The sequence below is a fragment of the Roseivivax sp. CAU 1753 genome (assembly GCF_054482575.1).
This window is the reverse complement of record NZ_JBTLRF010000004.1, coordinates 17,131-39,471: the sequence shown is the minus strand read 5'-3', so window position 1 is coordinate 39,471 and position 22,341 is coordinate 17,131. Positions and strand designations below refer to the sequence as shown.

28 protein-coding genes and 1 tRNA gene are annotated in these 22,341 nt (G+C 67.0%); 16 read left to right on the top strand and 13 right to left on the bottom strand.

What is annotated here, in order from left to right:
* Positions 1-9: 9 nt before the first annotated feature.
* From ACXYMN_RS09935 to ACXYMN_RS09925, 3 genes are read left to right on the top strand one after another with little or no spacing between them, the layout of a single operon-like run.
* Positions 10-1,365, top strand: a complete 1,356-nt coding sequence (locus ACXYMN_RS09935) for a hypothetical protein (protein WP_459013457.1) — start codon at positions 10-12, stop codon at positions 1,363-1,365.
* A complete protein-coding gene (locus ACXYMN_RS09930; protein WP_459013456.1) occupies positions 1,362-2,099 on the top strand; it encodes a COG3904 family protein in 738 nt (245 codons plus the stop codon). The genes ACXYMN_RS09935 and ACXYMN_RS09930 overlap by 4 nt, the downstream gene beginning before the upstream one ends.
* A gap of 6 nt (positions 2,100-2,105) precedes the next feature.
* Entirely contained in the window at positions 2,106-2,483 is a 378-nt protein-coding gene (locus tag ACXYMN_RS09925) for a VOC family protein (protein ID WP_459013455.1), read from the top strand.
* A 296-nt stretch (positions 2,484-2,779) separates the two neighbouring features.
* Here the strand turns inward: ACXYMN_RS09925 and ACXYMN_RS09920 are convergent, their stop codons facing one another.
* From ACXYMN_RS09920 to ribB, 4 genes are all read right to left on the bottom strand, one after another.
* Entirely contained in the window at positions 2,780-3,097 is a 318-nt protein-coding gene (locus ACXYMN_RS09920; protein ID WP_459013454.1) for a hypothetical protein, read from the bottom strand.
* An 88-nt stretch (positions 3,098-3,185) separates the two neighbouring features.
* Entirely contained in the window at positions 3,186-3,680 is a 495-nt protein-coding gene (gene nusB / locus ACXYMN_RS09915) for a transcription antitermination factor NusB (protein ID WP_459013453.1), read from the bottom strand.
* Positions 3,677-4,228 carry a 6,7-dimethyl-8-ribityllumazine synthase gene (locus ACXYMN_RS09910; RefSeq protein WP_459013452.1) on the bottom strand — a complete coding sequence of 184 codons (552 nt, stop codon included), beginning with the start codon at positions 4,226-4,228 and terminating at the stop codon, positions 3,677-3,679. The genes nusB and ACXYMN_RS09910 overlap by 4 nt, the downstream gene beginning before the upstream one ends.
* Complete coding sequence (gene ribB, locus ACXYMN_RS09905; RefSeq protein ID WP_459013451.1) at positions 4,228-5,355, bottom strand: 3,4-dihydroxy-2-butanone-4-phosphate synthase; 1,128 nt, start codon at positions 5,353-5,355, stop codon at positions 4,228-4,230. Before ribB ends, ACXYMN_RS09910 begins: the two co-directional genes overlap by 1 nt.
* A 337-nt stretch (positions 5,356-5,692) precedes the next feature.
* On the opposite strand from ribB, the gene ACXYMN_RS09900 reads away from it, so the two are divergent.
* The 4 genes from ACXYMN_RS09900 to ACXYMN_RS09885 all read left to right on the top strand — a co-directional run bounded on the left by ACXYMN_RS09900 (position 5,693) and on the right by ACXYMN_RS09885 (position 8,709).
* Positions 5,693-6,193 (top strand): type III secretion system chaperone family protein, encoded by a 501-nt coding sequence (locus ACXYMN_RS09900; protein ID WP_459013450.1) that lies wholly within the window; start codon positions 5,693-5,695, stop codon positions 6,191-6,193.
* Positions 6,194-6,357: 164 nt separating this feature from the next.
* Complete coding sequence (proC, locus tag ACXYMN_RS09895) at positions 6,358-7,170, top strand: pyrroline-5-carboxylate reductase (protein ID WP_459013448.1); 813 nt, start codon at positions 6,358-6,360, stop codon at positions 7,168-7,170.
* On the top strand, positions 7,167-7,505 hold the full coding sequence (locus ACXYMN_RS09890) for a tRNA-binding protein (protein ID WP_459013447.1): 339 nt from the start codon (positions 7,167-7,169) through the stop codon (positions 7,503-7,505). Before proC ends, ACXYMN_RS09890 begins: the two co-directional genes overlap by 4 nt.
* Positions 7,506-7,575: 70 nt before the next feature.
* Positions 7,576-8,709, top strand: a complete 1,134-nt coding sequence (locus tag ACXYMN_RS09885; protein WP_459013446.1) for a beta-ketoacyl-ACP synthase III — start codon at positions 7,576-7,578, stop codon at positions 8,707-8,709.
* Positions 8,710-8,849: 140 nt separating this feature from the next.
* Here ACXYMN_RS09885 and ACXYMN_RS09880 read toward each other — a convergent pair whose 3' ends face one another.
* From ACXYMN_RS09880 to ACXYMN_RS09865, 4 genes are all read right to left on the bottom strand, one after another.
* The gene (locus tag ACXYMN_RS09880) at positions 8,850-9,476 is read right to left on the bottom strand and encodes a thymidine kinase (protein WP_459013444.1); all 627 of its coding nucleotides are present in this window, start codon (positions 9,474-9,476) and stop codon (positions 8,850-8,852) included.
* Between the two features lie 276 nt (positions 9,477-9,752).
* Entirely contained in the window at positions 9,753-11,111 is a 1,359-nt protein-coding gene (gene rimO, locus ACXYMN_RS09875) for a 30S ribosomal protein S12 methylthiotransferase RimO (RefSeq protein ID WP_459013443.1), read from the bottom strand.
* A gap of 50 nt (positions 11,112-11,161) precedes the next feature.
* Complete coding sequence (locus ACXYMN_RS09870) at positions 11,162-11,542, bottom strand: glyoxalase superfamily protein (RefSeq protein ID WP_459013442.1); 381 nt, start codon at positions 11,540-11,542, stop codon at positions 11,162-11,164.
* On the bottom strand, positions 11,526-12,095 hold the full coding sequence (locus ACXYMN_RS09865) for a GcrA family cell cycle regulator (RefSeq protein WP_459013441.1): 570 nt from the start codon (positions 12,093-12,095) through the stop codon (positions 11,526-11,528). Before ACXYMN_RS09865 ends, ACXYMN_RS09870 begins: the two co-directional genes overlap by 17 nt.
* A 103-nt stretch (positions 12,096-12,198) precedes the next feature.
* Here ACXYMN_RS09865 and ACXYMN_RS09860 point away from each other — a divergent pair, with 103 nt between their 5' ends.
* On the top strand, positions 12,199-13,008 hold the full coding sequence (locus ACXYMN_RS09860) for an ABC transporter permease (protein ID WP_459013440.1): 810 nt from the start codon (positions 12,199-12,201) through the stop codon (positions 13,006-13,008).
* 55 nt (positions 13,009-13,063) lie between these two features.
* On the opposite strand, the gene ACXYMN_RS09855 is transcribed toward ACXYMN_RS09860, so the two are convergent.
* From ACXYMN_RS09855 to dapF, 3 genes are read right to left on the bottom strand one after another with little or no spacing between them, the layout of a single operon-like run.
* On the bottom strand, positions 13,064-13,759 hold the full coding sequence (locus tag ACXYMN_RS09855) for a CDP-alcohol phosphatidyltransferase family protein (protein ID WP_459013439.1): 696 nt from the start codon (positions 13,757-13,759) through the stop codon (positions 13,064-13,066).
* A 39-nt stretch (positions 13,760-13,798) separates the two neighbouring features.
* Complete coding sequence (gene mtaB, locus ACXYMN_RS09850; RefSeq protein WP_459013438.1) at positions 13,799-15,058, bottom strand: tRNA (N(6)-L-threonylcarbamoyladenosine(37)-C(2))-methylthiotransferase MtaB; 1,260 nt, start codon at positions 15,056-15,058, stop codon at positions 13,799-13,801.
* Positions 15,055-15,888: a diaminopimelate epimerase gene (gene dapF, locus ACXYMN_RS09845; RefSeq protein WP_459013437.1), complete on the bottom strand. Its 834-nt coding sequence runs from the start codon at positions 15,886-15,888 to the stop codon at positions 15,055-15,057. The genes mtaB and dapF overlap by 4 nt, the downstream gene beginning before the upstream one ends.
* 116 nt (positions 15,889-16,004) lie before the next feature.
* Here dapF and ACXYMN_RS09840 point away from each other — a divergent pair.
* From ACXYMN_RS09840 to ACXYMN_RS09830, 3 genes are all read left to right on the top strand, one after another.
* Positions 16,005-16,080 (top strand) — tRNA-Lys (locus tag ACXYMN_RS09840).
* Positions 16,081-16,274: 194 nt separating this feature from the next.
* Positions 16,275-16,649, top strand: coding sequence for a TraR/DksA family transcriptional regulator (locus ACXYMN_RS09835; RefSeq protein WP_459013436.1), 375 nt, complete (start codon positions 16,275-16,277; stop codon positions 16,647-16,649).
* A gap of 15 nt (positions 16,650-16,664) precedes the next feature.
* Entirely contained in the window at positions 16,665-17,180 is a 516-nt protein-coding gene (locus ACXYMN_RS09830) for a VIT1/CCC1 transporter family protein (RefSeq protein WP_459013435.1), read from the top strand.
* 84 nt (positions 17,181-17,264) lie between these two features.
* On the opposite strand, the gene ACXYMN_RS09825 is transcribed toward ACXYMN_RS09830, so the two are convergent.
* Positions 17,265-17,510: an accessory factor UbiK family protein gene (locus ACXYMN_RS09825; RefSeq protein ID WP_459013434.1), complete on the bottom strand. Its 246-nt coding sequence runs from the start codon at positions 17,508-17,510 to the stop codon at positions 17,265-17,267.
* A 91-nt stretch (positions 17,511-17,601) separates the two neighbouring features.
* On the opposite strand from ACXYMN_RS09825, the gene lgt reads away from it, so the two are divergent.
* The 5 genes from lgt to ACXYMN_RS09800 all read left to right on the top strand — a co-directional run bounded on the left by lgt (position 17,602) and on the right by ACXYMN_RS09800 (position 21,699).
* A complete protein-coding gene (gene lgt / locus ACXYMN_RS09820) occupies positions 17,602-18,486 on the top strand; it encodes a prolipoprotein diacylglyceryl transferase (protein ID WP_459013433.1) in 885 nt (294 codons plus the stop codon).
* Positions 18,483-19,547, top strand: a complete 1,065-nt coding sequence (locus ACXYMN_RS09815) for a class I SAM-dependent methyltransferase (RefSeq protein ID WP_459013432.1) — start codon at positions 18,483-18,485, stop codon at positions 19,545-19,547. The genes lgt and ACXYMN_RS09815 overlap by 4 nt, the downstream gene beginning before the upstream one ends.
* Positions 19,544-20,299, top strand: coding sequence for a peptidoglycan editing factor PgeF (gene pgeF, locus ACXYMN_RS09810; RefSeq protein WP_459013431.1), 756 nt, complete (start codon positions 19,544-19,546; stop codon positions 20,297-20,299). Before ACXYMN_RS09815 ends, pgeF begins: the two co-directional genes overlap by 4 nt.
* A 224-nt stretch (positions 20,300-20,523) precedes the next feature.
* The gene (locus ACXYMN_RS09805) at positions 20,524-20,676 is read left to right on the top strand and encodes a hypothetical protein (RefSeq protein WP_459013430.1); all 153 of its coding nucleotides are present in this window, start codon (positions 20,524-20,526) and stop codon (positions 20,674-20,676) included.
* 420 nt (positions 20,677-21,096) lie between these two features.
* Positions 21,097-21,699 (top strand): Hint domain-containing protein, encoded by a 603-nt coding sequence (locus ACXYMN_RS09800; RefSeq protein WP_459013429.1) that lies wholly within the window; start codon positions 21,097-21,099, stop codon positions 21,697-21,699.
* A 74-nt stretch (positions 21,700-21,773) separates the two neighbouring features.
* On the opposite strand, the gene ACXYMN_RS09795 is transcribed toward ACXYMN_RS09800, so the two are convergent.
* Positions 21,774-22,274 (bottom strand): Lrp/AsnC family transcriptional regulator, encoded by a 501-nt coding sequence (locus ACXYMN_RS09795; RefSeq protein WP_459013428.1) that lies wholly within the window; start codon positions 22,272-22,274, stop codon positions 21,774-21,776.
* Positions 22,275-22,341 lie beyond the last annotated feature (67 nt).

Here is a 22,341-nt window from a genome sequence, read left to right as displayed (position 1 = left end):
CGCCCACCAATGGCCAAGCAACCCAACCCCGCCCCGGTCCGTCAGGGCGGGCCCGATGAGCGGGGCATTCAACATGCCCGCGAACTCGAGGCGCATGTTACCTGGCTCGAAAGTTTTTCGGGCGCGGCTCTGGGCGTCCTCGCGGTTGCCTCGGGCATCTATACCTATCTCGGCGTGTCGTCGTTGCTGGACGACAACGGGGCCATGTCGGTGTTTGCGGCCATCGCCTATTCGGTCGCGGTCTCGGTCGGGATCTTCGTGTTCTGGTCCTATCTGCTTCGGCTGTTTCCGGCTGTGCGGACCGCCCGTGCCCGCACCGGTCTTCTGGGGGCGATGGGGCTTGGATCGCTTGCCATTGTCGCGATGTCGTCTTGGCTGAATGCCGCGGCGCTGGCGGGATCGGCGGCGGTTGAACAGCACCTGGCCAAAACCGTGCAGGACTACCAGTCGAGCCTGGAGCGCGCGCATGAAATCGCACTCTCGGCGCAGTCACTGGAACGGGATGTCGCGCGCGTGCGGCAAAGCTTTGTGGACCTGTCCGAACAGGAAGCCGAAGGCACCCTGTCCGGGCTTGCCGGACGCGGCGCGGTCTTTCGCGTGCTGCGGCAGAAGGCCTCCGAACTCGGCGCGCTGGAAACCCAGATCGCGGCGCAGACCCCGCGCGTCGAACAGGCGTTCGCGGAAGGCAATGGCATCCTCAGCCGGATGCGTGCGCTGACGGTCGAACCCGGCCCCGTCGAGGCGCGATCGGTGGAGTTTTCGGAGGCCGCGGTCAATCTGCAGGGTCTGATCACCCAGCTTCGCCAGCTGTCGGTGGCGACCCTTGTCGAACGCGCGGCGCAGGATCTGGCGGCGTCGGTAGTCCTGCCCGAACTCGATGGCCGAACCGAGGCCAATCGCGGCGACCAGGCCGCGACGATCACCTCGGTGCTGGAAGTGTTGGGCCAAAGGGCGCAAACCCTTGAAGGGGCGGCGCAAACGGTCATCGCCATGATGCCCGCGCCCGAGGTGACCTATACCCCGGTTTCGGCGGCGGATGCGGTTATTCTTTACGCGCGCAACTTTGTGCCATCCTGGGCCGGGGCCATCGCCATCGACCTCTTGCCAGCCGTTCTGGTGTTGATCCTCGCGGTCACCCAATCGGCGATTCGCGACGGGCGCGAAGGTGCGGCCATCGCCGACACCATGACCCTGGGCGAGTTGCGCGCCGCGATGACGGCCTTCCGCGAGGTCGAGGCCGACGCGACCAAGGCCGCCACAACCGACATCGCCGCGCCCGCATCCCCCCCGGAACAGGCGGCGGACCGCACGCCCGAGCCAGACACCACGGGTGCTGTCGCCCCCCTGCGCAAGAGCGCGCCATGAGCGCCGTCTCCGTCGGTCGCGCCCTCAAGGGCGTGCTGGCTTTCCAGCTTGTGATTGGTGGCGCACTGGTCCTGGGTGACATGTCCAAAAGCGGCTTCCGCCTGCCGGGCTTCGGGCCCGGAACACCGGCGCTGACCGAACCGGTGCGCCCTGGCGACCAGCGTCGTACCTTCGATCCCGGGCGGGTAAACCCCAACCTGAACCCGGTGCGCGACCCGGGCGCGTTGCCCGACCGGCTGGCGCTGACACAGATCGAATCGGACACCTGGCGGCTTGAGGGCGGGATCGAGCCGGGCGATGCCGAGCGTATCAGGAATCGCCTCGCGGAAGTGCTGCCCACGCCGCGCACGCTGGTGCTGCAATCGCCGGGCGGGTCGGTGCGGGACGCCCTTGACCTCGGGCGGCACCTCCGGGCCGAGGGCATCGCGACCGAGATGCTGGCAGGGGAATACTGCTATTCCGCCTGCCCGTACCTATTCGCGGGTGGTGCCGAACGCACCCTCGAAGACGGGGCCTCGCTTGGCGTGCACCAGCATTATTTCGGTCAGTCGACCCTGTTGCCCGCCTTCGTCGCGGTCGAGGATATCCAGCGCGGCCAGGGCGAGGTGATGACCTATCTCGACGACATGGGCATCGATCCGCTGGTGATGCAGCACGCGCTCAGCACGCCGCCCGACGAGATCTACGTGCTCCTGCCCGAGGAAATCGCCCGCTACCGGTTTGAGACCGAGTGAACCGCGATGCTGGCTGCCATCGACCATATCGTGCTGACGACCGCAGATGAGGACGCCTGCATCGCCTTCTACACCACCCTTGGCTGCACCCTCGTGACCTTTGGCGCCGGGCGCCGCGCGCTGGCATTCGGCCGCCAGAAGATCAACATCCATCGCGCCGGGCACGAGATCGCGCCCCATGCGCGTCATCCGCGCCCCGGCACACTGGACCTGTGTTTTTTGGCGGATCGCCCGCTGGACGCGGTCATCGACGCATTGAACGCGTCAGGCATCGCCATGCTCGAAGGTCCGGTGCCGCGCACCGGGGCCACCGGGCCGATCCGCTCGATCTATCTGCGCGACCCCGATGGCAACCTTGTCGAGATCTCCGAGCCTGCGACATAATGCGAAAAAGCGCGTGCCCCCCCTTGTCCGACGCACCCGCGCGGCATAGCTCATGAGCAGGCGGGTTCTGCCCTTCTTGTGCATGGTTGCATTCCGGTGGCCTTAAGCAATTCCGAGGGAGCTGGCTCTGTTCTGGCCCTGGCCTGATTACCTGGCGCCCACCTGTATATACAGGTCCTCGGGAATGAGATAGCCACACGGTTGTGGTGGGCCCGCCGCCAAAAAGCCGACCTCCTGGACGGGGTCGGCTTTTGCTTTTGCCCTTGCTGACGCGGACATCGCAGGCAGGCGGTGGCTTACAACAGCCGACGCCGCGTCGTTTCCACCACGACCGGCACGCGCAACCCGCCATGCGGCGTGTCGTCATTGTCGGCATCGGTGTCGCTGTCACTGTCCTCGTGCATCGCGAACAGCGCGATGCCGGTCTGCGCCCCGGCAAAGATCGTACCGCTGAAGAACCACAACAGCGCCGCCCCCAGCAACCCGTCGGCGTTGCGGGTCAGCAAGCTGCCCAGCCCCATCACGTCGAACCAGATCAGGCCCGCGACGAAAACCGCCGAGAGGGCGAACCCGATCAGCGAGTGGCGAATGTAGAATTTGACAAGCGTCGGCATGGCTTTCCCGCCTTTCCAGTGCATGGTGCATCTTAAGACACCTAGCGCCGGAAGGCAGCCCGGCAAAGGGACGCAGGACCGCGTCCGCTCAGAACGCGTCGGGCTTGGCCTCGCGCGCCATGTGATCAAGCACCGCGTTGACGAATTTCGGCTCGCGCCCGTCGGGATAGAAGTCGCGCGCGATATCGACATATTCGACTATCACGACCTTGGGCGGCACGTCCGAATCCACCAGTTCCGCCCCCGCCGCGCGGAACAGCGCCCGCAACGTCGGGTCGATCCGCGCGATCGGCCATTTCTCGACCAGCGCCCGGTCGGTCATCTGGTCGATTCTGGCCTGCCAGTTCACCGCCTTGTCGACGATCTGGCCAAACAGGTCCACGTCCCCGTCGATCATTTCCTCGCCGTCGTCGATTTCAGCCCCGAAGCGGAAATTCAGGAATTCCTGGCGCACGCGGTCGGCGGAATGTTCGGAATGCTCCATCTGGAACAACGCCTGCACCGCATAGAGACGCGATGCGGAACGGGCCATCTTGCGGGCCTGGCGCGCCTCGCGCTTCGGATCGGTTTTCTGAGCATTCATACGGTGGGCGTGCCCTTGCTGTCGCCTGCGACCTGATATTCGTCGCGCTGGGGCACAAAGCCCGCGCCCTTGCGCGAAGCGCCCCACTTACGGGCGAGGCCCAGAAGATGCAAGGCCGCCGCCGCTGCCCCGCCACCCTTGTCCTGCCCGTCTGTCGCGGCGCGGACATCGGCCTGCACCTTGGTCTCGACGGTCAGGATGCCATTGCCGATGCAAAGCCCCTGCAGACCCAGCAGCGTGATGCCGCGACTGCTGTCGTTGCACACCGTTTCGTAATGCGTGGTCTCGCCGCGAATGACGCAGCCCAGCGCCACATATGCATCGAAGTTCGACATCCGCTCGGCCATGCCGATGGCGGTCGGCACTTCCAGCGCGCCGGGCACCTCGATCAGCTCATGCGTGGCACCCCAGGCTTCGATCTCGGCGCGGGCACCGGCGATCAGCTGGTCGGCAACATCGCGGTAATAGGGCGCCACGACGATCAGCACCTTGGTGGGCTTGTCGACCGTGCCGCGCGGCAGGGTGTAATGTGCTTCGTTCACCGCCATCAGCCCAGCTCCGAGATTTTTCGCGTGCCGACGATCTCGAGCCCGTAGGCATCCAGCCCGACCACCTTGGGCGTCGGAGAGTTCGTCAACAGCACCAGTTTCGACAGACCCAGCGACGACAGGATCTGCGCGCCAAGCCCGTATTGCCGCAGCGTCGACGGGCTGACCTCTGCCGCGTTGCCGATCTTCATCGACGTGTCACGCAACAGAACCACCGCGCCGCGCCCCTCTTCGGCAACGGTCCGCATGGCGTCGCGGAATTCATCCGCGCGCTTCGCGGGCCCTGCCCCCACCACGTCCAGCATCGGGTCGAGCGCATGCATCCGCACCAGCACCGGGGCCTCGCCCGAGATGTCGCCCTTCACCAGCGCGATATGCTCATCGCCATGGGTGCTGTCGGAAAACACCTGCATTTCCCACGTGCCGCCGAATTCCGACGTGATCGTCTCGCGCTTCTCGACCCGCACGAGGTTGTCGTAGCGCCGCCGGTACGAGATCAGATCCGAAATGGTGCCGATCTTGATGTTGTGCCGCTGCGCGAAGGCCACCAGTTCCGGCAGCCGCGACATCGTGCCGTCCTCGTTCATGATCTCGCAGATCACCCCCGACGGGTTCAGCCCCGCCAGCCGCGAGATATCGACCGCCGCCTCGGTATGGCCCGCGCGCACCAGTACGCCGCCATCCTTGGCCCGCAGCGGAAAGACATGGCCGGGCGTCGCGATGTCCTGCGGCCCCTTGGCATTGTCGATGGCCACCGACACCGTCCGTGCCCGATCCGCCGCCGAAATGCCCGTGGTCACCCCCTCGCGCGCCTCGATCGAGATGGTGAACGCGGTCTCGTGGCGCGACGAGTTGTTCGATGACATCAGCTCAAGCCCCAGCGCGTCGATCCGCTCGCGGGTCATCGACAGGCAGATCAGACCGCGGCCATGGGTCGCCATGAAGTTGATCGCGTCCGGGGTCGCCATCTGCGCCGGGATCACCAGATCCCCCTCGTTCTCGCGGTCCTCGTGATCGACAAGGATGAACATCCGCCCGTTGCGGGCATCGGCGATGATTTCCTCGGTCGACGAGATCGCATCCCGCCAGTTCTCCTCGACGGGGCCAGGGGCTTCGTAATCAGTCATCGGGACTCCTGCTGACGTGCCCGCGCCAGATAATCCAGATGCGGCACAAAGACCAGTCACAGCGCGCAGATGTCGTGGCGAACATGGACCCGCCCGGCAGGTCGGGACCGCGATCGCCCGCCAACTTATCCACATATCCACAGCCTGCATCTGGGTCAGCGGCAGCACTCATCCACAACTTATTGCCGGTTCCCCGAAAATATTGCTTTACAGATGCGTGCCACCACAGGCACCATATGTCGTATGGGGCGACAACGTTCGTCCCTGTACTAGAGCAGGCACCTAGCGCTTGGGGCGCTGCCAGCCCCCCTCCGCTACATGAAAATTGAGGTGGCCCATGGCATTGTCCGAGGCATATCTGTCCGAAGATCTTCACCCCATCGACATCGTCGAACACCTGGCCGAGCATCACGAATGGGATTTCGACCGGATCGGCGAGGATCGCATCGCCATGGCCGTCGAGGGCCAGTGGCGGACCTATTCGATCACCCTGGCCTGGTCGGGCCATGACGAGACGCTGCGGCTGATCTGCACCTTCGAGATGGAGCCCCCCACCGAGCGGCTGCCGGCCCTCTACGAAGGGCTCAACCGCGCCAACGACCAGTGCTGGGCCGGGGCGTTTGCCTATTGGGACGACCAGAAGCTGATGGTCTACAAATACGGGCTGATCCTCTCGGGCGGCCAGATCGCCGTGCCCGAACAGATCGACACCATGATCGGCGCGGGCGTGATGGCCTGCGAACGCCTCTACCCCGCCTTCCAGCTCATGGTCTGGGGCGGCCAGACACCCGCCGAAGCGATGCAGATCGCCATCGCCGAGGCCTACGGCACGGCCTGATCCGGCGTTTCTCCCCGCCGGGTCAACTCCGCCGACGCGACCGCGACCCTCCCTCGCGGTCGCGTTTTACGGCTCCGGCGCCGGACAGCCCCGGGCGGCTTGCCACGCGCCGGACCGGACGCTACCCCTGAGGGTCAGTGACATGCAGTTGCCGGGGGGCTTTCATGAACGACACCGAAATCGCCAGACGCGGCCTCGTGCTCCTGGGATGCGGCAAGATGGGTTCGGCCATGCTCGAGGCCTGGCTGGCGCGCGGACTTCCCGCCACCAGCGTCACCATCCTCGATCCCGCGCCCTCGGACTGGGTGCGGGGCACCGGCGCGCATCTCAACACTGACCTGCCCGACAGTCCCGCCATCGTCCTGCTGGCGGTCAAACCGCAGATGATGACCGACGCCCTGCCCGCGCTGCAATCGCTGGGCAACGGCACGACGCTGTTCCTGTCGGTCGCCGCGGGCGTGCCCATTGCCCGGCTCGCCGCCCTGCTCGGCGACCGGACCCCGATCATCCGCGCCATGCCCAACACCCCTGCCGCCGTGGGCCGCGGCATCACCGCGATCGTCGGCAACGCGCCCACCAGCGACGACCAGTATGCCCAGGCCGACCTGCTGCTGTCGGCGGTGGGCGAGGTCGTGACCCTGACGGACGAGGCGCAGATGGACGCGGTCACCGGCGTCTCGGGCTCCGGCCCCGCCTATGTCTTTCACATGATCGAATGCCTGGCCGCCGCGGGCAAGGCCGAGGGGCTGTCCGCCGATCTCGCCCTGGCTTTGGCCCGCGCCACCGTCGCGGGCGCGGGCGCGCTGGCGCAGGAAACCGGCACCGATCCGGGCACGCTGCGCCGCAACGTGACCTCGCCCAACGGCACCACGCAGGCCGGTCTCGATGTGCTGATGGACGAGGCGCAGGGCCTGGCCCCGCTCATCCGCAAGACCGTCGCCGCCGCCGCCGCGCGCTCTCGGGCGCTGGGCGCATGAGCGCCCCGATCGCCTTTGACGACTTTCTGCGCGTCGACATCCGCGCGGGCACCGTCACCCGCGCCGCGCCCTTCCCCGAAGCCCGCACCCCCGCGATCAAGCTCTGGATCGATTTCGGCCCCGAGATCGGCGAACGGAAGACCTCGGCACAGATCACCGACCACTACACCCCCGAGGCACTGGTCGGTCGTCAGGTCATGGCGGTGGTCAACTTTCCGCCGCGCCAGATCGGCCCCTTCATGTCCGAGGTCCTGACACTCGGCTGTGCGGACGGCGCAGGTATCGTGCTGCTGGCGCCCGACCATCCGGTCCCGAACGGCGCGCGGATGCACTGACCGCCCGGCACTTGCGGTTGCGGGCACGCCCCCAACGCAATATCCCGGTCCGAAGCTTCTGGAGGCAGACATGCATCACCCCGCGATCACCGGCACCGGCGTCTTCACCCCGCCAGAGACGATCTCGAACGACGAGTTGGTGGCGGCCTTCAACGCCCATGCCGATCTCTTTAACGCCGAGCACGCCGACGCCATCGCCGCCGGTGACATCGCGGCCAAGCCGCACTCCTCCTCCGCCTTCATCGTCAACGCCTCGGGCATCGAACAGCGCCACGTGATCGACAAGCACGGCGTGCTCGATCCCGCCCGGATGTATCCGCAGCTGCCCCCGCGCGATGACGACGCGCTGTCGCTGATGGCCGAGATCGGCCTCGACGCCGCCCGCACGGCCCTGTCCGAGGCCGGACGCACCGGGCCCGAGGTCGACCTGGTGATCTGCGCCGCCTCGAACCACGAACGCGCCTATCCCGCCATCGCCATCGAGATCCAGCAAGCCCTCGGCGCGGGCGGCTTCGCCTTCGACATGAACGTCGCCTGCTCCTCGGCGACATTCGGCATCCAGGCCGCCGCCGACATGATCCGCGCGGGTTCGGTCCGGACAGCACTGGTAATCTCGCCCGAAATCACCTCGGGCCACCTCGAATGGCGCGACCGCGACTGCCACTTCATCTTCGGCGATGTCGCCACCGCCGTTCTGCTGGAGCGGGCCGAAGATGCAAAAGGCGCGCATTTCAAGGTTCACTCGACCCGCTGCGCCACGGAATACTCGAACAATATCCGCAACAACAACGGCTTTTTGCGCCGCACCCGCAACGCGATGGACGACCGGCGCGACATGCAGTTCATGCAGAACGGCCGCAAGGTCTTCAAGGAAGTGCTGCCGCTGGTCTCGGCCCATATCGCCGCGCACATGGCGGATGCGGGCTGGGCCCGGGACGATCTCAGGCGCGTCTGGCTGCACCAGGCCAACAAGGCGATGAACGACTTTATCGGCAAGAAGGTCATGGGCCGCACGCCCGCGCCCGAGGAACAGCCGAACATCCTGCAGGACTACGCCAACACCTCCTCCGCAGGCTCGATCATCGCCTTCGCCAAACATTCCGGCGATCTGGCGCCGGGCGACCGCGGCGTGATCTGCTCCTTCGGGGCGGGCTACTCGGTGGGCTCGGTACTGGTCGAACGCGCGGCCCCTCAAGCCTCCTGAGCCGCCGCGCGCAGCCCACGCCACTCCCCCCGGACCATCAGCGCATCCCGCGTGCCCGCGCCCCCTCACGATCGGACCCAAAATACTCCGGAGAGCGCGAGAGGCAGCGCCTCTCGCCGCCCGCTTGCGGGCGCCCCCGCTCAGCCCGCGCCCACCGCCGCGCGCCAATGCCGCCGACACAGGCTCACATAGGTCTCGTTGCCGCCGATCTGCACCTGCGCGCCGTCCATCAGCACCCGTCCCCCGGCATCCTGCCGCACCACCATGGTGGCCTTGCGCCCGCAATGGCAGATCGTGCGCACTTCGCGCAGGTCGTCCGCCAGCGCCAGAAGCGTGGCCGAGCCTGGAAACAGCTTGCCCCGGAAATCCACCCTGAGCCCGTAGCACATCACCGGCACGCCCAGATCGTCCGCCACGCGCGCCAGCTGCCAGACCTGGGCTTCCGTCAGGAACTGCGCCTCGTCGACGAAGACGCAGGCCAGCCCCGCCCCGTCCTCGTCCGGCCCGGGCTCTCCCGCACCGTCCTCTCTCGCCCCGTCCCGCCGCGCCGCGATCCGCGCGAACAGATCGCTGCGCGCATTGAACACCTCGGCGCTGCGGCCCAGCCCGATGCGGCTGCCGATGCGCCCCGCGCCCGCGCGGGCATCGACCTCTGCGGTCAGCAGCATCACCGCCATGCCGCGTTCCTCGTAGTTATGCGCCGCCTGCAGCAGCAGCGTCGATTTCCCGGCGTTCATCGTGGAATACATGAAGTAAAGCTTGGCCATGCCGTTTCCTGCCGCCCTGCCGGGCCGTTGGCAAGACGGTGCCGGACCGATCCGGACCAAAAAAGGGCGCCCCCCGAAGGAGACGCCGTCTGTGCTTGAATACAGACCGAATAAATGTGGCGCGTCGCAAGACGTCGAAACCGGGGGCCAAGTCTACGAGGCAGCGGACTTGCGTCCAATGGCCACCCGGGTCCGGTGCGCGCTTCCCGCGCTGCGCCCGGTCACCGATGGAAACACCTATATCCTACCACAAAAACCGATTCGCCCCGACTCCAATCAGACCCGATGACCCCAGAGGTCGTATTCGCCCGCCTCGTCCACCCGCACGCGCACGATGTCGCCCGCGCTCAGATCCTCGAAACCCTGATCGACGAACAGGCAGCCGTCGATCTCGGGCGCGTCGGCCTTGGTGCGGCAGGTCGCGGCATCCTCCTCGACCAGATCGACGATGACATCCATCTCCTGACCGACCTTGGCGGCCAGCTTGCGCTCCGAGATGGCCTGCGCCTTCTCCATGAACCGCGCCCAGCGCGCCTCCTTGACCTCGGGGGCGACGTGATCCGGCAAGGCGTTCGACCGCGCGCCCGCGACGTTTTCGTATTGAAAGCACCCGACCCGGTCCAGCTCGGCCGCGTCCATCCAGTCGAGCAGGTACTGGAATTCCTCTTCGGTCTCGCCGGGATAGCCGACGATGAAGGTCGAGCGCAGGGTGATATCCGGGCAGATGGCGCGCCAGGCCCGGATCTCGTCCAGCGTCCGCGCCGAGGCGGCAGGCCGGGCCATGCGTTTGAGCACATCCGCATGCGCATGCTGGAACGGGATGTCGAGATAGGGCAGCACGCCACCCTCGGCCATCAACGGGATCATCTCGCGCACATGCGGATAGGGATAGACATAGTGCATCCGCACCCAGGCCCCGAGACTGCCGAGGTCGCGCGCCAGGTCAAGGATCGGCGCCTTGCTGTCGCGATCCTTCCAGTCGGTGCCGTAGGCGCTGGTATCCTGGCTGATCACCAAAAGCTCGCGCACCCCCGCCTCGACCAGTTTCTCGGCCTCTCGCATCACCGCCCGGTGCGGTCGCGACGCAAGCCTGCCGCGCATGTCCGGGATGATGCAGAACTTGCACTTGTGATTACAACCCTCTGATATCTTAATATAACTGTAATGCCTCGGGGTCAGGCTGACGCCCCGCGCGGGCAACAGGTCGATAAAGGGATCGGGGCGCGGCGGCACCACCGCGTGGACCGCATCCAGCACCTGTTCATATTGCTGCGGCCCCGTCACCGCGAGCACCTTCGGATGCGCCCCGGTGATGTAGTCGGGCTCCGCCCCAAGGCAGCCCGTCACGATCACGCGGCCATTCTCGCGCAGCGCCTCGCCGATGGCCTCGAGGCTTTCGGCCTTGGCGCTGTCGAGAAAGCCGCAGGTGTTCACGATCACCGCCTCTGCACCCTGGTAGTCGCCCGAGATGCCGTAGCCCTCGGCGCGCAGCCGCGTCAGGATGCGTTCGCTGTCGACCAGGGCCTTGGGACAGCCAAGCGACACCATGCCGATCGTCGGCTGGCCGTCGCGGCGGCTGTCGTCAACCCGGGCACGGGCAAGGTCGGGGCGCAGATCGGGGGGGTTCTGTGTCATGCAGGGGCGTATAGCGACAGGCGCGGGCCGGGGAAAGTGCGCGTTGCGGGCTAGACCCCTGTCCAGAACACCAGCCGGTTGCCCGACGGGTCCATCAGGATGATCTCCCGGTCGCCCCAATCCTGCATCTGGATGGCCGGACGGGCCCGGGGATGACCCCGATTGGTGATCTCGTCCAGAAATGCGTCCAGCCCGGCCACCTCGATCCGCACCGCCGAAATCGGGGTGGCATCGCCGTGATGTTCGGACAGATGCAGCTGCGCGTCGCCCCGGCGCAGCCCCATGTAAAGCGGCATGCCGGGGCCGAACCTGTGCTCGAAGCGCACGTCGAAGCCCAAAAACCGCAGGTAGAAATCGCGCGTTTCAAGCTCCGAGAAGGACCGCAGGATCGGGACCGAAGCCCCGAAGCGCGGTTCAGCGCCGCCGGTCACGCCGCGACGACATCGGCTGGAAGGCCACCCCCACATGCGCCTCGCAATAGGGCTTGCCTTGCTGCACCGGCAGACCGCAGAACCAGAAATCCACCGTCGCCGGGTCGCCCACCGGCCATTTGCAGGTGCGCTCGGTCAGTTCCATCAAAGAGATCTTCTTGGCTTTCTTCTCGACCGCGTTGACCTTGGCCAGCGCTTCGGGGCTGATCTCGTTGGCCGAGGGCTGCGGCGGCAAAGGCTGGCCCGCCGGGATGATCTTGGGGCGTGCCGCGGCCACCGGAGTGGCGGATTTGGTCTCGAGCACCGGCTTCTCGGGCTTCGGCTCGGGGGCGGGTTTCGCGGCCTTCGGTTCGGGCTTGGGCTTGGCGGCCTCGGCCTTCGACGCGGCGTCGCCCGCATCGCTTCCGGCGCGGTTCGACAGCCCCAGACGGTGCACCTTGCCGATGACCGCATTCCGGGTTACCCCGCCCAACTCCTTCGCGATCTGGCTGGCCGATTGACCATCCGCCCACATTTTCTTAAGCGTTTCAACGCGTTCATCGGTCCACGACATGGCCACCTCAATGAATAAAGCGGCCCCGGAACAGAGCCGCCTGACATCTCGTCTGTTGCCCCTATTTTAAGTATGAAAGCCCGACTTACAACCCGGAGACCACATGTCCGACACGATAAGCCAAGACCATGGAACCCGCCGCTTCGGCCGCGTCAACTGGATGGGTCTGTATACGCTGGGCGAACGCGAGATCCTGCGCTTTGCCAATATCTGGACGCAGACGCTGCTGGCTCCGCTGGTGACGGCGGGGTTGTTCATGCTGATCTTCTCGATCGCCATCGGATCGCGGCGCGGCGACGTCATGGGCGTGCCCTTCACCACCTTCATCGCGCCGGGCATCCTGATGATGACGGTGATCCAGAACGCCTTCGCCAATACCTCGTCGTCCATCGTGGTGGCCAAGGTGCAGGGCAACATCATCGACACGCTGATGCCGCCCCTGTCGGGTGCCGAGATGGTGCTGGGCTACCTCGCGGGCGGCATCGCCCGTGGTCTGGTGGTTGCGGTGGTGATCACGCTGGCCTTCGGTCTGCTTCTGGGGCTCTGGCCCGCGCACCCGCTGGCGGCACTGACCTTCATCGTGGTGGGCGCGGCGTTTCTGGCCGGGATCGGCATCGTGGCCGGGATCTATGCCGACAAGTTCGACCAGATGGCCGCCATCACCAACTTCGTGGTGACGCCGCTGGCGTTTCTGTCGGGCACCTTCTACTCGGTCGAGGCGCTGCCCCCGGTCCTGCGCGAGATCACCTATTTGAACCCGATCTTCTACCTGATCGATGGCGCCCGCTGGGGCATGATCGGCGTGTCGGATGCGAACCCGGTGATTGGCCTCGTGATCGGGCTGGTGGCGACCGTCGGCGTCAACCTTCTGGCCTGGCGCATGTTCAGCCGCGGCTACCGGCTGAAGGCCTGATCCCGCGCGCCCCGCGGCAACCGGCGAGGCCCCGGAGCTCATCCGGGGCCTGTGCTCAGCCGTCCCGCGGCGGCCAGATCTGTTGCGCCACGCCCGCCACCAGTAGGTAGGCGGACGACGCCACCAGCACCCAGTTGGCCCATGTGTCGGGCGGGAAATCGACCCAGGCCGCCCAGCCCGCGCTGCCGGTCCAGAGCAGCGCCACCGGCAGTGTCACCACCCGCCACCGCTCGGTCCGCACCGGATGCACGAATTTCAACCGCAGGAACATCGCCACCGCCAGCACCGCGATCAGCGCCACGATCACCCAGAACGACGGCTTCACCGCGAACAGCACCAGAACCAGCATGTTCCAGCAGCCCGGAAAGCCCTCGAACGAAAAATCGTCGGTCTTCATCCGCGTATCGGCGAAATACATCGCCGAGGCATAGGTGATCACGATGATCGCGAACCACCCGGTCCAGCCCGGCAGCAGCCCCGACTGGAACAGCGCAAAGGCCGGGATGAACACGTAGGTCAAATAATCGATGATCAGATCGAGCATCACCCCGTCGAACCGCGCGGCATAAACGCTGACCTTGTAGCGTCGCGCCAGCGGCCCGTCGATGCCGTCCACCGCAAAGGCCACCACCAACCACAGAAACATGATCGACCACTCGCCCTGCGCCGCGGCAAGCAGCGCCAGCATGGCAAACACCGCGCCGGACGCGGTCAACAGGTGGACGAGCAGGGCCTGGGTCCGGGGTCTCATATGTCCCTGATGCCGGATCGCGATGCGTGCCGCAATGGTTCAGGCAAGCAAGCACCGGCTGTCGTGGCCGCTGATCCGGGCTGTGACAATTTCGCCCTCGGGTCGGGGCACGTCGAAACGGACCTCGGTGAACTGCTCGGTGCGGCCCATGCCCGGGGCCTCCATCAGGATGCGATGGGTCCGGCCCGTCTGTGCCGCAAGATGACGCTCGACCGCGCGGGTGCCCGCCGCGCGCAGCCGCCTTGCACGGTCCTTGATGCGTGCGCCCGCGACCTGCGGCATCCGCGCGGCGGGCGTGCCCGGGCGCGGGGAATAGGGAAAGACATGCAGCCAGGTCAGCCCGCAATCCTCGACCAGCTTCAGCGAATTGTCGAAATGCGCCTCGGTCTCGGTCGGGAAACCCGCGATGATATCGGCCCCGAAGGTCATCTCGGGGCGCAGGCGGCGCGCCTCCTCGGCAAAGCGGATCGCGTCGTCGCGCAGATGCCGCCGCTTCATGCGCTTCAGGATCAGGTCGTCGCCATGCTGCAGCGACAGGTGCAGATGCGGCATCAGCCGGGCCTCGGTGGCGATGGCCGCCATCAGGTTGTCGTCAACCTCGATGCTGTCGATGCTGCTGATCCTCAGGCGCGGCAGATCTGGCACCAGTCGCAGGATCCGCATCACCAGATCGCCCAGCTTCGGCCCGGCGGGCAGGTCCGCCCCCCAGGACGTCAGATCGACGCCGGTCAGCACCACCTCGTTGAAGCCTTCCTGCACCAGCCGCTTGATCTGGTCCACCACCACACCCGCGGGCACCGACCGCGAATTGCCGCGCCCGTAGGGGATGATGCAGAAGGTGCAGCGATGATCGCAGCCGTTCTGCACCTGCACATAGGCGCGGCTGCGGGTGCCGAAACCGTCGATCAGATGCGTCGCCGTCTCGGTCACGGACATGATGTCGTTGACCATCACGCGCTCGGTCTCGCCGACGAAATCGACGGCCATCCGCGCCCAGGTGTCGGGCGTCATCTTTTCGGCGTTGCCGATGACCTGGTCGACTTCGGCCATGGCGGCGAAGGTCTCGGGCTCGGTCTGGGCGGCGCAGCCGGTGACGATGATGCGCGCTTCGGGGTTGTCGCGGCGCAGACGCCGGATCTCCTGGCGGGCCTTGCGCACCGCCTCTGACGTTACCGCGCAGGTGTTCACCACCACCGCCCCCGCCAGCCCCGCCTCCTCGGCCATGCGCTTCATCGCTTCGGTCTCGTAGGCGTTCAGGCGGCAGCCCATGGTGGTGAATGTCGGCGGCCCCCCGGTCATCCCTGCGCCTCCAGCCAGTCGGCGCGCAACACGCCGTCAAACACATGCGCCGTGCCGCCGGTCATCCAGACGCCATCCTCGCGCCAGTCGATCATCAGCGTGCCACCATCCAGATCGATCCGCACCGACCGCCCGGTCAGCCCGCGCCGCGCCGCCGCCACCGCCACAGCGCAGGACGACGACCCCGAGGCCAGCGTCACGCCCACGCCCCTTTCCCAGACCCGCATGCGGATGTGATCGGGACCGATGATCTGCGCCACCTGCACATTGGTACGCTCGGGGTATAGCGGATGATGCTCGTAGCGCGGCCCGAAGGTCGCCAGCGGCACCGCCTCGGCATCGGTCACGAAAAAGGTGCAATGCGGATTGCCCATGCCGGTCGCCACCGGCGCGCCCTCGATCGGCAGTTCCAGCGTGTCCATCGCCTCGGCCAGCGGCACCTCGCGCCAGTCGGTCTGCGGCGGCCCCATGTTGACCGACACCGCGCCGCTGTCGGTCCGCACCACCGGCAGCGCGCCGCGATCCGTGGTCAGCGTCAGACGCGTCACGCCGGCCTCGCGCATCAGGAAATCGCCGACGCAGCGCGTGGCATTGCCGCAGGCCGCCGAGGTCGACCCATCGGCATTGTAGAACGTCAGATGCGCGTCGCCCTCGCCCCGCGCCTCGATCAGCGCCAACTGGTCGAATCCCACACCGCGATGCCGGTCGCCCAGCGCGCGCGCCAACGCCGGGGTCACATCGACACCGCGCGCACGCCCGTCCAGCACGACAAAATCATTGCCGAGCCCGTGCATCTTCATGAAAGCAAGTGTGCCGCGCGTCTGTACCATGGCCGCGCATATACGCCCCAGTCCTGCGGCTTTCCAGAGCCTGCCGCAAACCCCTTTGCATTTCTGACATTTTTGGGTTGACCCTTTCGGGCGCTGTTTCTAAGTAGCGCGCCAGTGGGCCGTTAGCTCAGTTGGTAGAGCAACTGACTTTTAATCAGTGGGTCGCAGGTTCGAATCCTGCACGGCTCACCACTGATCCATCCGAAATCAGGCATGAATCCTGGGCTTCCGGGCCTTCGCACCGGGCCCTCGCACTGCCGCGGGCAATACCCCGCAGCCGCAATGTCGCAGCCGCGCGCACCGCTTGACGCAAATCAACGCGCGCCCTCCCGCGCCCTGTCTATGCTCTTCCCTGACCAACGACCCCCTTGATCGGAGCGAACACCATGACCGACGACGTCCAGGCCAAATGGGCCGACCAGATCGCGCGACTGAACGACTGGCGCGCCGAGCTGATGGCGCGCACCGCCCAGCTCGACCAGGAACTTGATCAGGCGCTCGACCGCGACATCGAGGAGCAGGCCATCGAAACCGAGCACCGCGAAGTTGCCGAACGGCTTGGCGCGGTCGGCCTGCGCGAGATCCGCGCCATCGACGCGGCCCTCGCCCGGATCGAGTCGGGCGAATACGGCATCTGCGGCATCTGCGGCGACGACATCTCCGAGGCGCGCCTGTCGGCTGTCCCGACCACGACCGAATGCCGGAACTGCGCCCAGGCGCACGAGGCCAAGGCGGCGCGCGCAGGTGCCCAGGCCCGATAGCGCGGAGCTGCGCCGATGGATGCGCTGTTCTTTCGCCGCCACCTGCGCGACATGGTCTATGGCAGCTTCGACGGCGCGGTGACCACCTTCGCCGTGGTCGCGGGCGTGCAGGGGGCGGGGCTTCCGGCCTCGGTGATCCTGATCCTCGGGGCAGCCAACCTGATCGCCGACGGTATCTCGATGGCGCTGGGAAACTTCAGCGGCACCCAGGCCGAGAACGAAGCGGCGGTGCTGCATCCGGACGCGAGTATCTCGGTGACCGCGGCCAACCCGGTCGCGGCGGCGGCAATGACCTTCGTGGCCTTTCTTCTGGCCGGGATCATCCCGCTGATGCCGTTCATCCTGGCCGCCGAGTCCGCCTTCCGGATCTCGATCTTCGCCACCGGCTGCGCGTTCTTCACCATCGGTGCGCTGAAAAGCATCTTCACGCCTGCCCGCTGGTGGTGGGCCGGAACGCAGACCCTCGCGATCGGATCCGTCGCCGCCGGCGCGGCCTACCTTGCGGGCAACGTGGTCGGCCACTTCGTCTGACGCGCGCCCGGACCGGCCATCAAAAAGGCGCCGCCCCCGGGGGACCGCGCCTTTTTTGCACGTCGCGACGCTGGTCCCGACGGCTCAGTCGCGGCCGTTTTCCAGCGCATCGAGCCGGGTCTTCAGCGCCTCGTTCTCTTCGCGGGCCTTCTGCGCCATGGCGCGCACCGCGTCGAATTCCTCTCGGGTGACGAAGTCGCGGTCGGCAAGCCACCGGTCCATCATCGACTTCAGCGCGGTCTCGGCTTCGGTCTTGGCCCCCTGCGCCACGCCCATCGCGTTGGTCATGAGTTGGCTCAGATCGTCGAATACTTTGTTGCGGGTCTGCATGATTATCTCCTGATCACTTCTGCTCTATATGGCCCCGCCTGCCGCCGGTCTCAAGGTTGACTCTGCCCGCGCTCCGTGGCCTCTCGCGGCCATGACAGGTGCCCTTCCCTTCCCGCAGATTTCCCCGGAGATCTTTTCCGTCTCAATTGGCGACTTCGAGTTTGCCCTGCGCTGGTATGCGCTGGCCTATATCGCGGGCATCCTGATCGGCTGGCGCATCGCGCTGGCCGCCGTCAGACGCCCGGCCCTCTGGCGCAACGACACCCCGCCGATGGACGCACCGCAGGTCGAAGAGCTGCTGACCTGGATCATCCTCGGGGTGATCCTCGGCGGGCGGCTGGGCTTCGTGCTGTTCTACCAACCCGCCTATTACCTGGCCAATCCGCTGCAGATTCTCGCGGTGTGGCAGGGTGGAATGTCGTTCCACGGCGGGCTTCTGGGGGTCACCACCGCCATGCTGCTTTATTGCCGCAAGGTGCGCGCGCCGGTGCTGTCCACCGCCGACATGCTGGCCATCGCCACCGCGCCCGGCCTGCTGCTCGGGCGGATCTCGAACTTCATCAACGCCGAGCTTTGGGGCCGCCCCACGGATCTGCCCTGGGCGGTGATCTTCCCCGGTACGGCGGCGCAGGACTGTGGACAGCCGCTGGGTACGCTCTGCGCGCGGCATCCCTCGCAACTCTACGAGGCGCTGCTGGAGGGTGCGATCCTGGGCGCGGTCCTGCTCTGGCTGGCGTACCGGCGCGGCGCGTTGCGGCGTCCGGGTCTGCTGACCGGCGTCTTCGCCACCGGCTACGGCCTCGCGCGGTTCGTCGTCGAATTCGTGCGCCAGCCCGACGCGCAGTTCGTCACCCCCGGCAATCCCCTCGGCCTCGCGTTCGAGGTCGGCGGCTACGGGCTGACCATGGGCCAGATCCTGTCGCTGCCGATGATCGCGCTGGGGCTCTGGCTGATCCTGCGGACCCGAGCGGCATGAGCCTTGCCGATCTTCTGGTCCGCCGCATCGCCGCCGAAGGGCCGATGTCCATCGCCGAATACATGAGCCTCTGCCTGCACCATCCGCGCTTCGGCTACTACGCCACCCGCGATCCCCTGGGGGCCGCGGGCGACTTCACCACCGCCCCCGAGATCAGCCAGATGTTCGGCGAACTCATCGGCCTCGCGCTGGCCCAGACCTGGGTCGATCACGGCGCGCCCGCCCCCTTCCTCCTGGCCGAACTGGGACCCGGGCGCGGCACCCTGATGGCCGACGCCCTGCGCGCCACGGCGCGGGTGCCGGGATTTCACGCCGCCGCCCGCATCACCCTGGTCGAGGCCTCGCCGACGCTGCGCGCGCGCCAGCAGCAAACCCTTGGGGACCACACCGCCACATGGGTCGACAGCGTCGCGGCGCTGCCCACCGACGCGCCGCTTTACCTTGTGGCCAACGAGTTCTTCGATGCCCTGCCGATCCGCCAGTTCCTGCGCGACGGCGCGGGCTGGCGCGAACGGGTGGTCGGACTGACCGGCACCGCGCTGACCTTCGGGCTGGGCGACGCCACCGCGCGCCCCGACCTCGCCCACCGCCTTGCCGACACGACAGAGGGCGACATGGTCGAGGTCAGCCACGCCAGCCAGGGCGTCGCGACCGAACTTGGCGCGCGCATCGCGGATCAGGGCGGCGCGGCCCTGATCATCGACTACGGCGCTCCGGACAGCCTCGGCGATACCTTCCAGGCGTTGCGGGCGCATCGCAAGGTGGCCCCGCTCGCGACCCCGGGCGATGCCGACCTGACCGCGCATGTGGATTTCGGCGCCCTCGCCCGCGCCGCCGCCCCCGCAGCCGCGACCGGCGTCACCCCGCAGGGGGTCTTTCTCGAACGCCTCGGCATCACGCCGCGCGCCCAAAGCCTCGCCGCCGCGCTCGGCGGTCCGGCTCTGGAGTGTCACATTGCCGCACATCGCCGGTTGACCCACCCCGACGAAATGGGCTCTGTCTTCAAGGTAATGGGAATCGTGCCCCGCGGGGCCAGCCTTCCCCCCGGACTGGACAGATGACGCTCGACATAATCACGTCTGATACGCTGGCACCCATGCGACATGGGTTCTTCTCTCGGCGCGGAGGCGCGTCCTCGGGCGTCTTTCACGGGCTGAACTGCGGCACCGGATCGACCGACCAGTCCGAAATGGTGCGCATCAACCGGGCCCGGGCCGCCGCCGCGATGGAGGTCCCGCCCGAGGCGCTGGCCACCGTCCACCAGGTCCATTCCGCCGAAGTGGTAACCGTCACCGACGGCCTGCCCGACCCGCGCCCCTGCGCCGACGCCATGGTTACCGCCACGCCCGGCATCGCCCTGGGGGTGCTGACCGCCGATTGCCAGCCGATCCTGTTCGCCGATGCCCATGCCGGCGTGATCGGTGCCGCCCATGCCGGCTGGCGGGGCACGCTCGACGGTGTGCTCGAAGCCACCATCGCGGCGATGGAGGCGCTGGGGGCGACGCGCCAGAACCTGCGCGCGGTGATCGGCCCGACGATCAGCCAGCGCAACTACGAGGTCGGCCCCGACTTCCTCGAAAGTTTTGTCGCCGAAGACCCCGAATATGTCCGCTTTTTCGCGGGGGGCGCTGGCGACCGGATGCATTTCGACCTGCCCGCCTTCGGCCTTCACCGGTTGCGCCAGGCCGGGATCACCGCCGAGTGGACGCGCCATTGCACCTATGCCGATCCGGCGCGCTTCTATTCCTACCGGCGCGCGACCCACGCGAAAGAGGCCGATTACGGCCGCCTGATCTCGGTCATCCGGCTCTGATCTGCCCCTATTTGGTCGCATTTGCGGCCCCGCCCGGAAACCGGACCGCCGGATTGTCCTTGTTTCGTGGACAATCGCGCCCCTCCGGCCCCGCGCCGCGAATGGCGACAGCTTTCGTCAAATTGTCCAGAATGGGTCCAACACGCGCCCCAATGCCCGGCGATCTTGGGGTTAACGGATCAACAGACCCGACCCACAACCACGACGCCCGAAGGAACAGCCCCATGACCACCCAGACCCCCCAGCGCCGCTTCATCAAGTCCGTCCTCAAGGCCGCAGAAGAGTGCGAGACCCAGATGCCGTGGCAGCGTGGCAGCCGCCGCGCCGCGATGATCGACCGCCGCACCGCCAAGCCGCTGGCCCTCAAGCGCGCCTGACGGTCCCCGATTCGGGGCGGCCCGCCACCCAAATGTGGCAGGACTGACGGTCGGGTCATCAACAATGATCGTGCGACAAGACGGATTGGACGGCGTGAAGCCTCCAATCCGTTTCTTTTTTTGACCCATTGCGCAGAGTATGGCTTCTTAGTGTCGAACGTAGTCGCAACGTCCGTTCGTCGTTGTTGGTGGGGGCCAGCACGGATGTGACCAACCTTCAGGGGTGATCACATGGCCAGTCTCCACACGACGATTTCCAACGTCGACGCACCGCGCTCTTTCAGGGTCCCGCGGGACCAGTTTGCTCGTCCGGACGGGCGGCCTCGGCGCTCTCAATCTCTCATGCGCAAATACGAGGCCGCCGCCCTCCTTCCGGATCTTTCTGTCCAATATGTATCCCGGACCGCACCGGCAGATCCGGTGTTCGAAGAGGCCGCCAGCGGGTTCGCGCGCGGCACGCTTCTGCAGACCGTCGGCGGCCCCGTCGCGGTCGAAGACCTGGTGCCCGGCGACTATATCCAGACCGGCACCGGCGCAGAGCCCATCCACTGGATCGGCTCGACCAACTACGTCCCCCGCGTCGAGGACAGCCAAAGCATCCTGACCACGCTTTACCGCGTGACGGCGGGCGCGTTCGGCCCCGAGGCCCCGGGCAGCGACATGGTGTTCGGCCCCGGCGCGCGCGTGCTGATCCGGCGCGAGGCGTTCCGCGCGGTAATCGGCCACGACGCGGTGTTCGTGCCGCTGGCGGATTTTGCAGATGGCGAACGGGTGATCCCGATCCAGCCGGGCGGCGCGGTCCAGATGTTCCACATCGCGCTGCGCGATCACGGCACGCTGCGCCTTGGTGCGCTCGAAATGGAAAGCTATCATCCCGGCCTCGGTGTGCGCCGCGCGCTTGGCCCGGCCGCGCTGGAAAACTACATGGCGCTGTTTCCCAACCTGTCGCGGATCGAGGATTTCGGCGACCTGACCTATCCGCGCACCTCGCGCGAGGCGGTTCTGCGCCTCGGCGGGCGCTAACGCCACTGGGGTCGCTAACGCCACGGGGGTCGCGCGCGCCTGTCGGCCGCAGATCTTTCTGTCGCGTCTTCCGCTCAGGCGCTGCGCGACAGCCGTTCTTCCAGCACCTCGAAGGGCACCCCCGGCTCGTCCTTGGCGCCGCGGATCACCAGCGACGTCTTGACGCTGCCGACATTCGGCGCGGTCAAGAGCGCGCCGGTCAGAAAGCTCTGGAAGGTCGACAGGTCCGGCGACACGCATTTCAGGATAAAATCGACCTCGCCGTTCAGCATGTGACACTCGCGGACCAGCGGCCAGGCCCGGCACCGTTCCTCGAAGGCCGACAGGTCCGCCTCGGCCTGGCTTTGCAGACCGACCATGGCAAAGACCTGCACCTCGAAGCCCAGCGAGCGCGGATCGACATCGGCATGATAGCCGCGAATGAACCCCTGCTCTTCCAGCGCGCGCACCCGCCGCAGACAGGGCGGCGCAGAGATCCCGACCCGTTTGGCCAGTTCGACATTTGTCATCCGCCCGTCCGCCTGCAACTCCGCGAGGATTTTTCTGTCGATCAGGTCAAGCCTGTGGCTGGGCATTCCGTGTCTCCCGCGTGAATTTGGGATTCTTATAGCACCTGCGCCGCCAAGCGCAATATTATGTCGC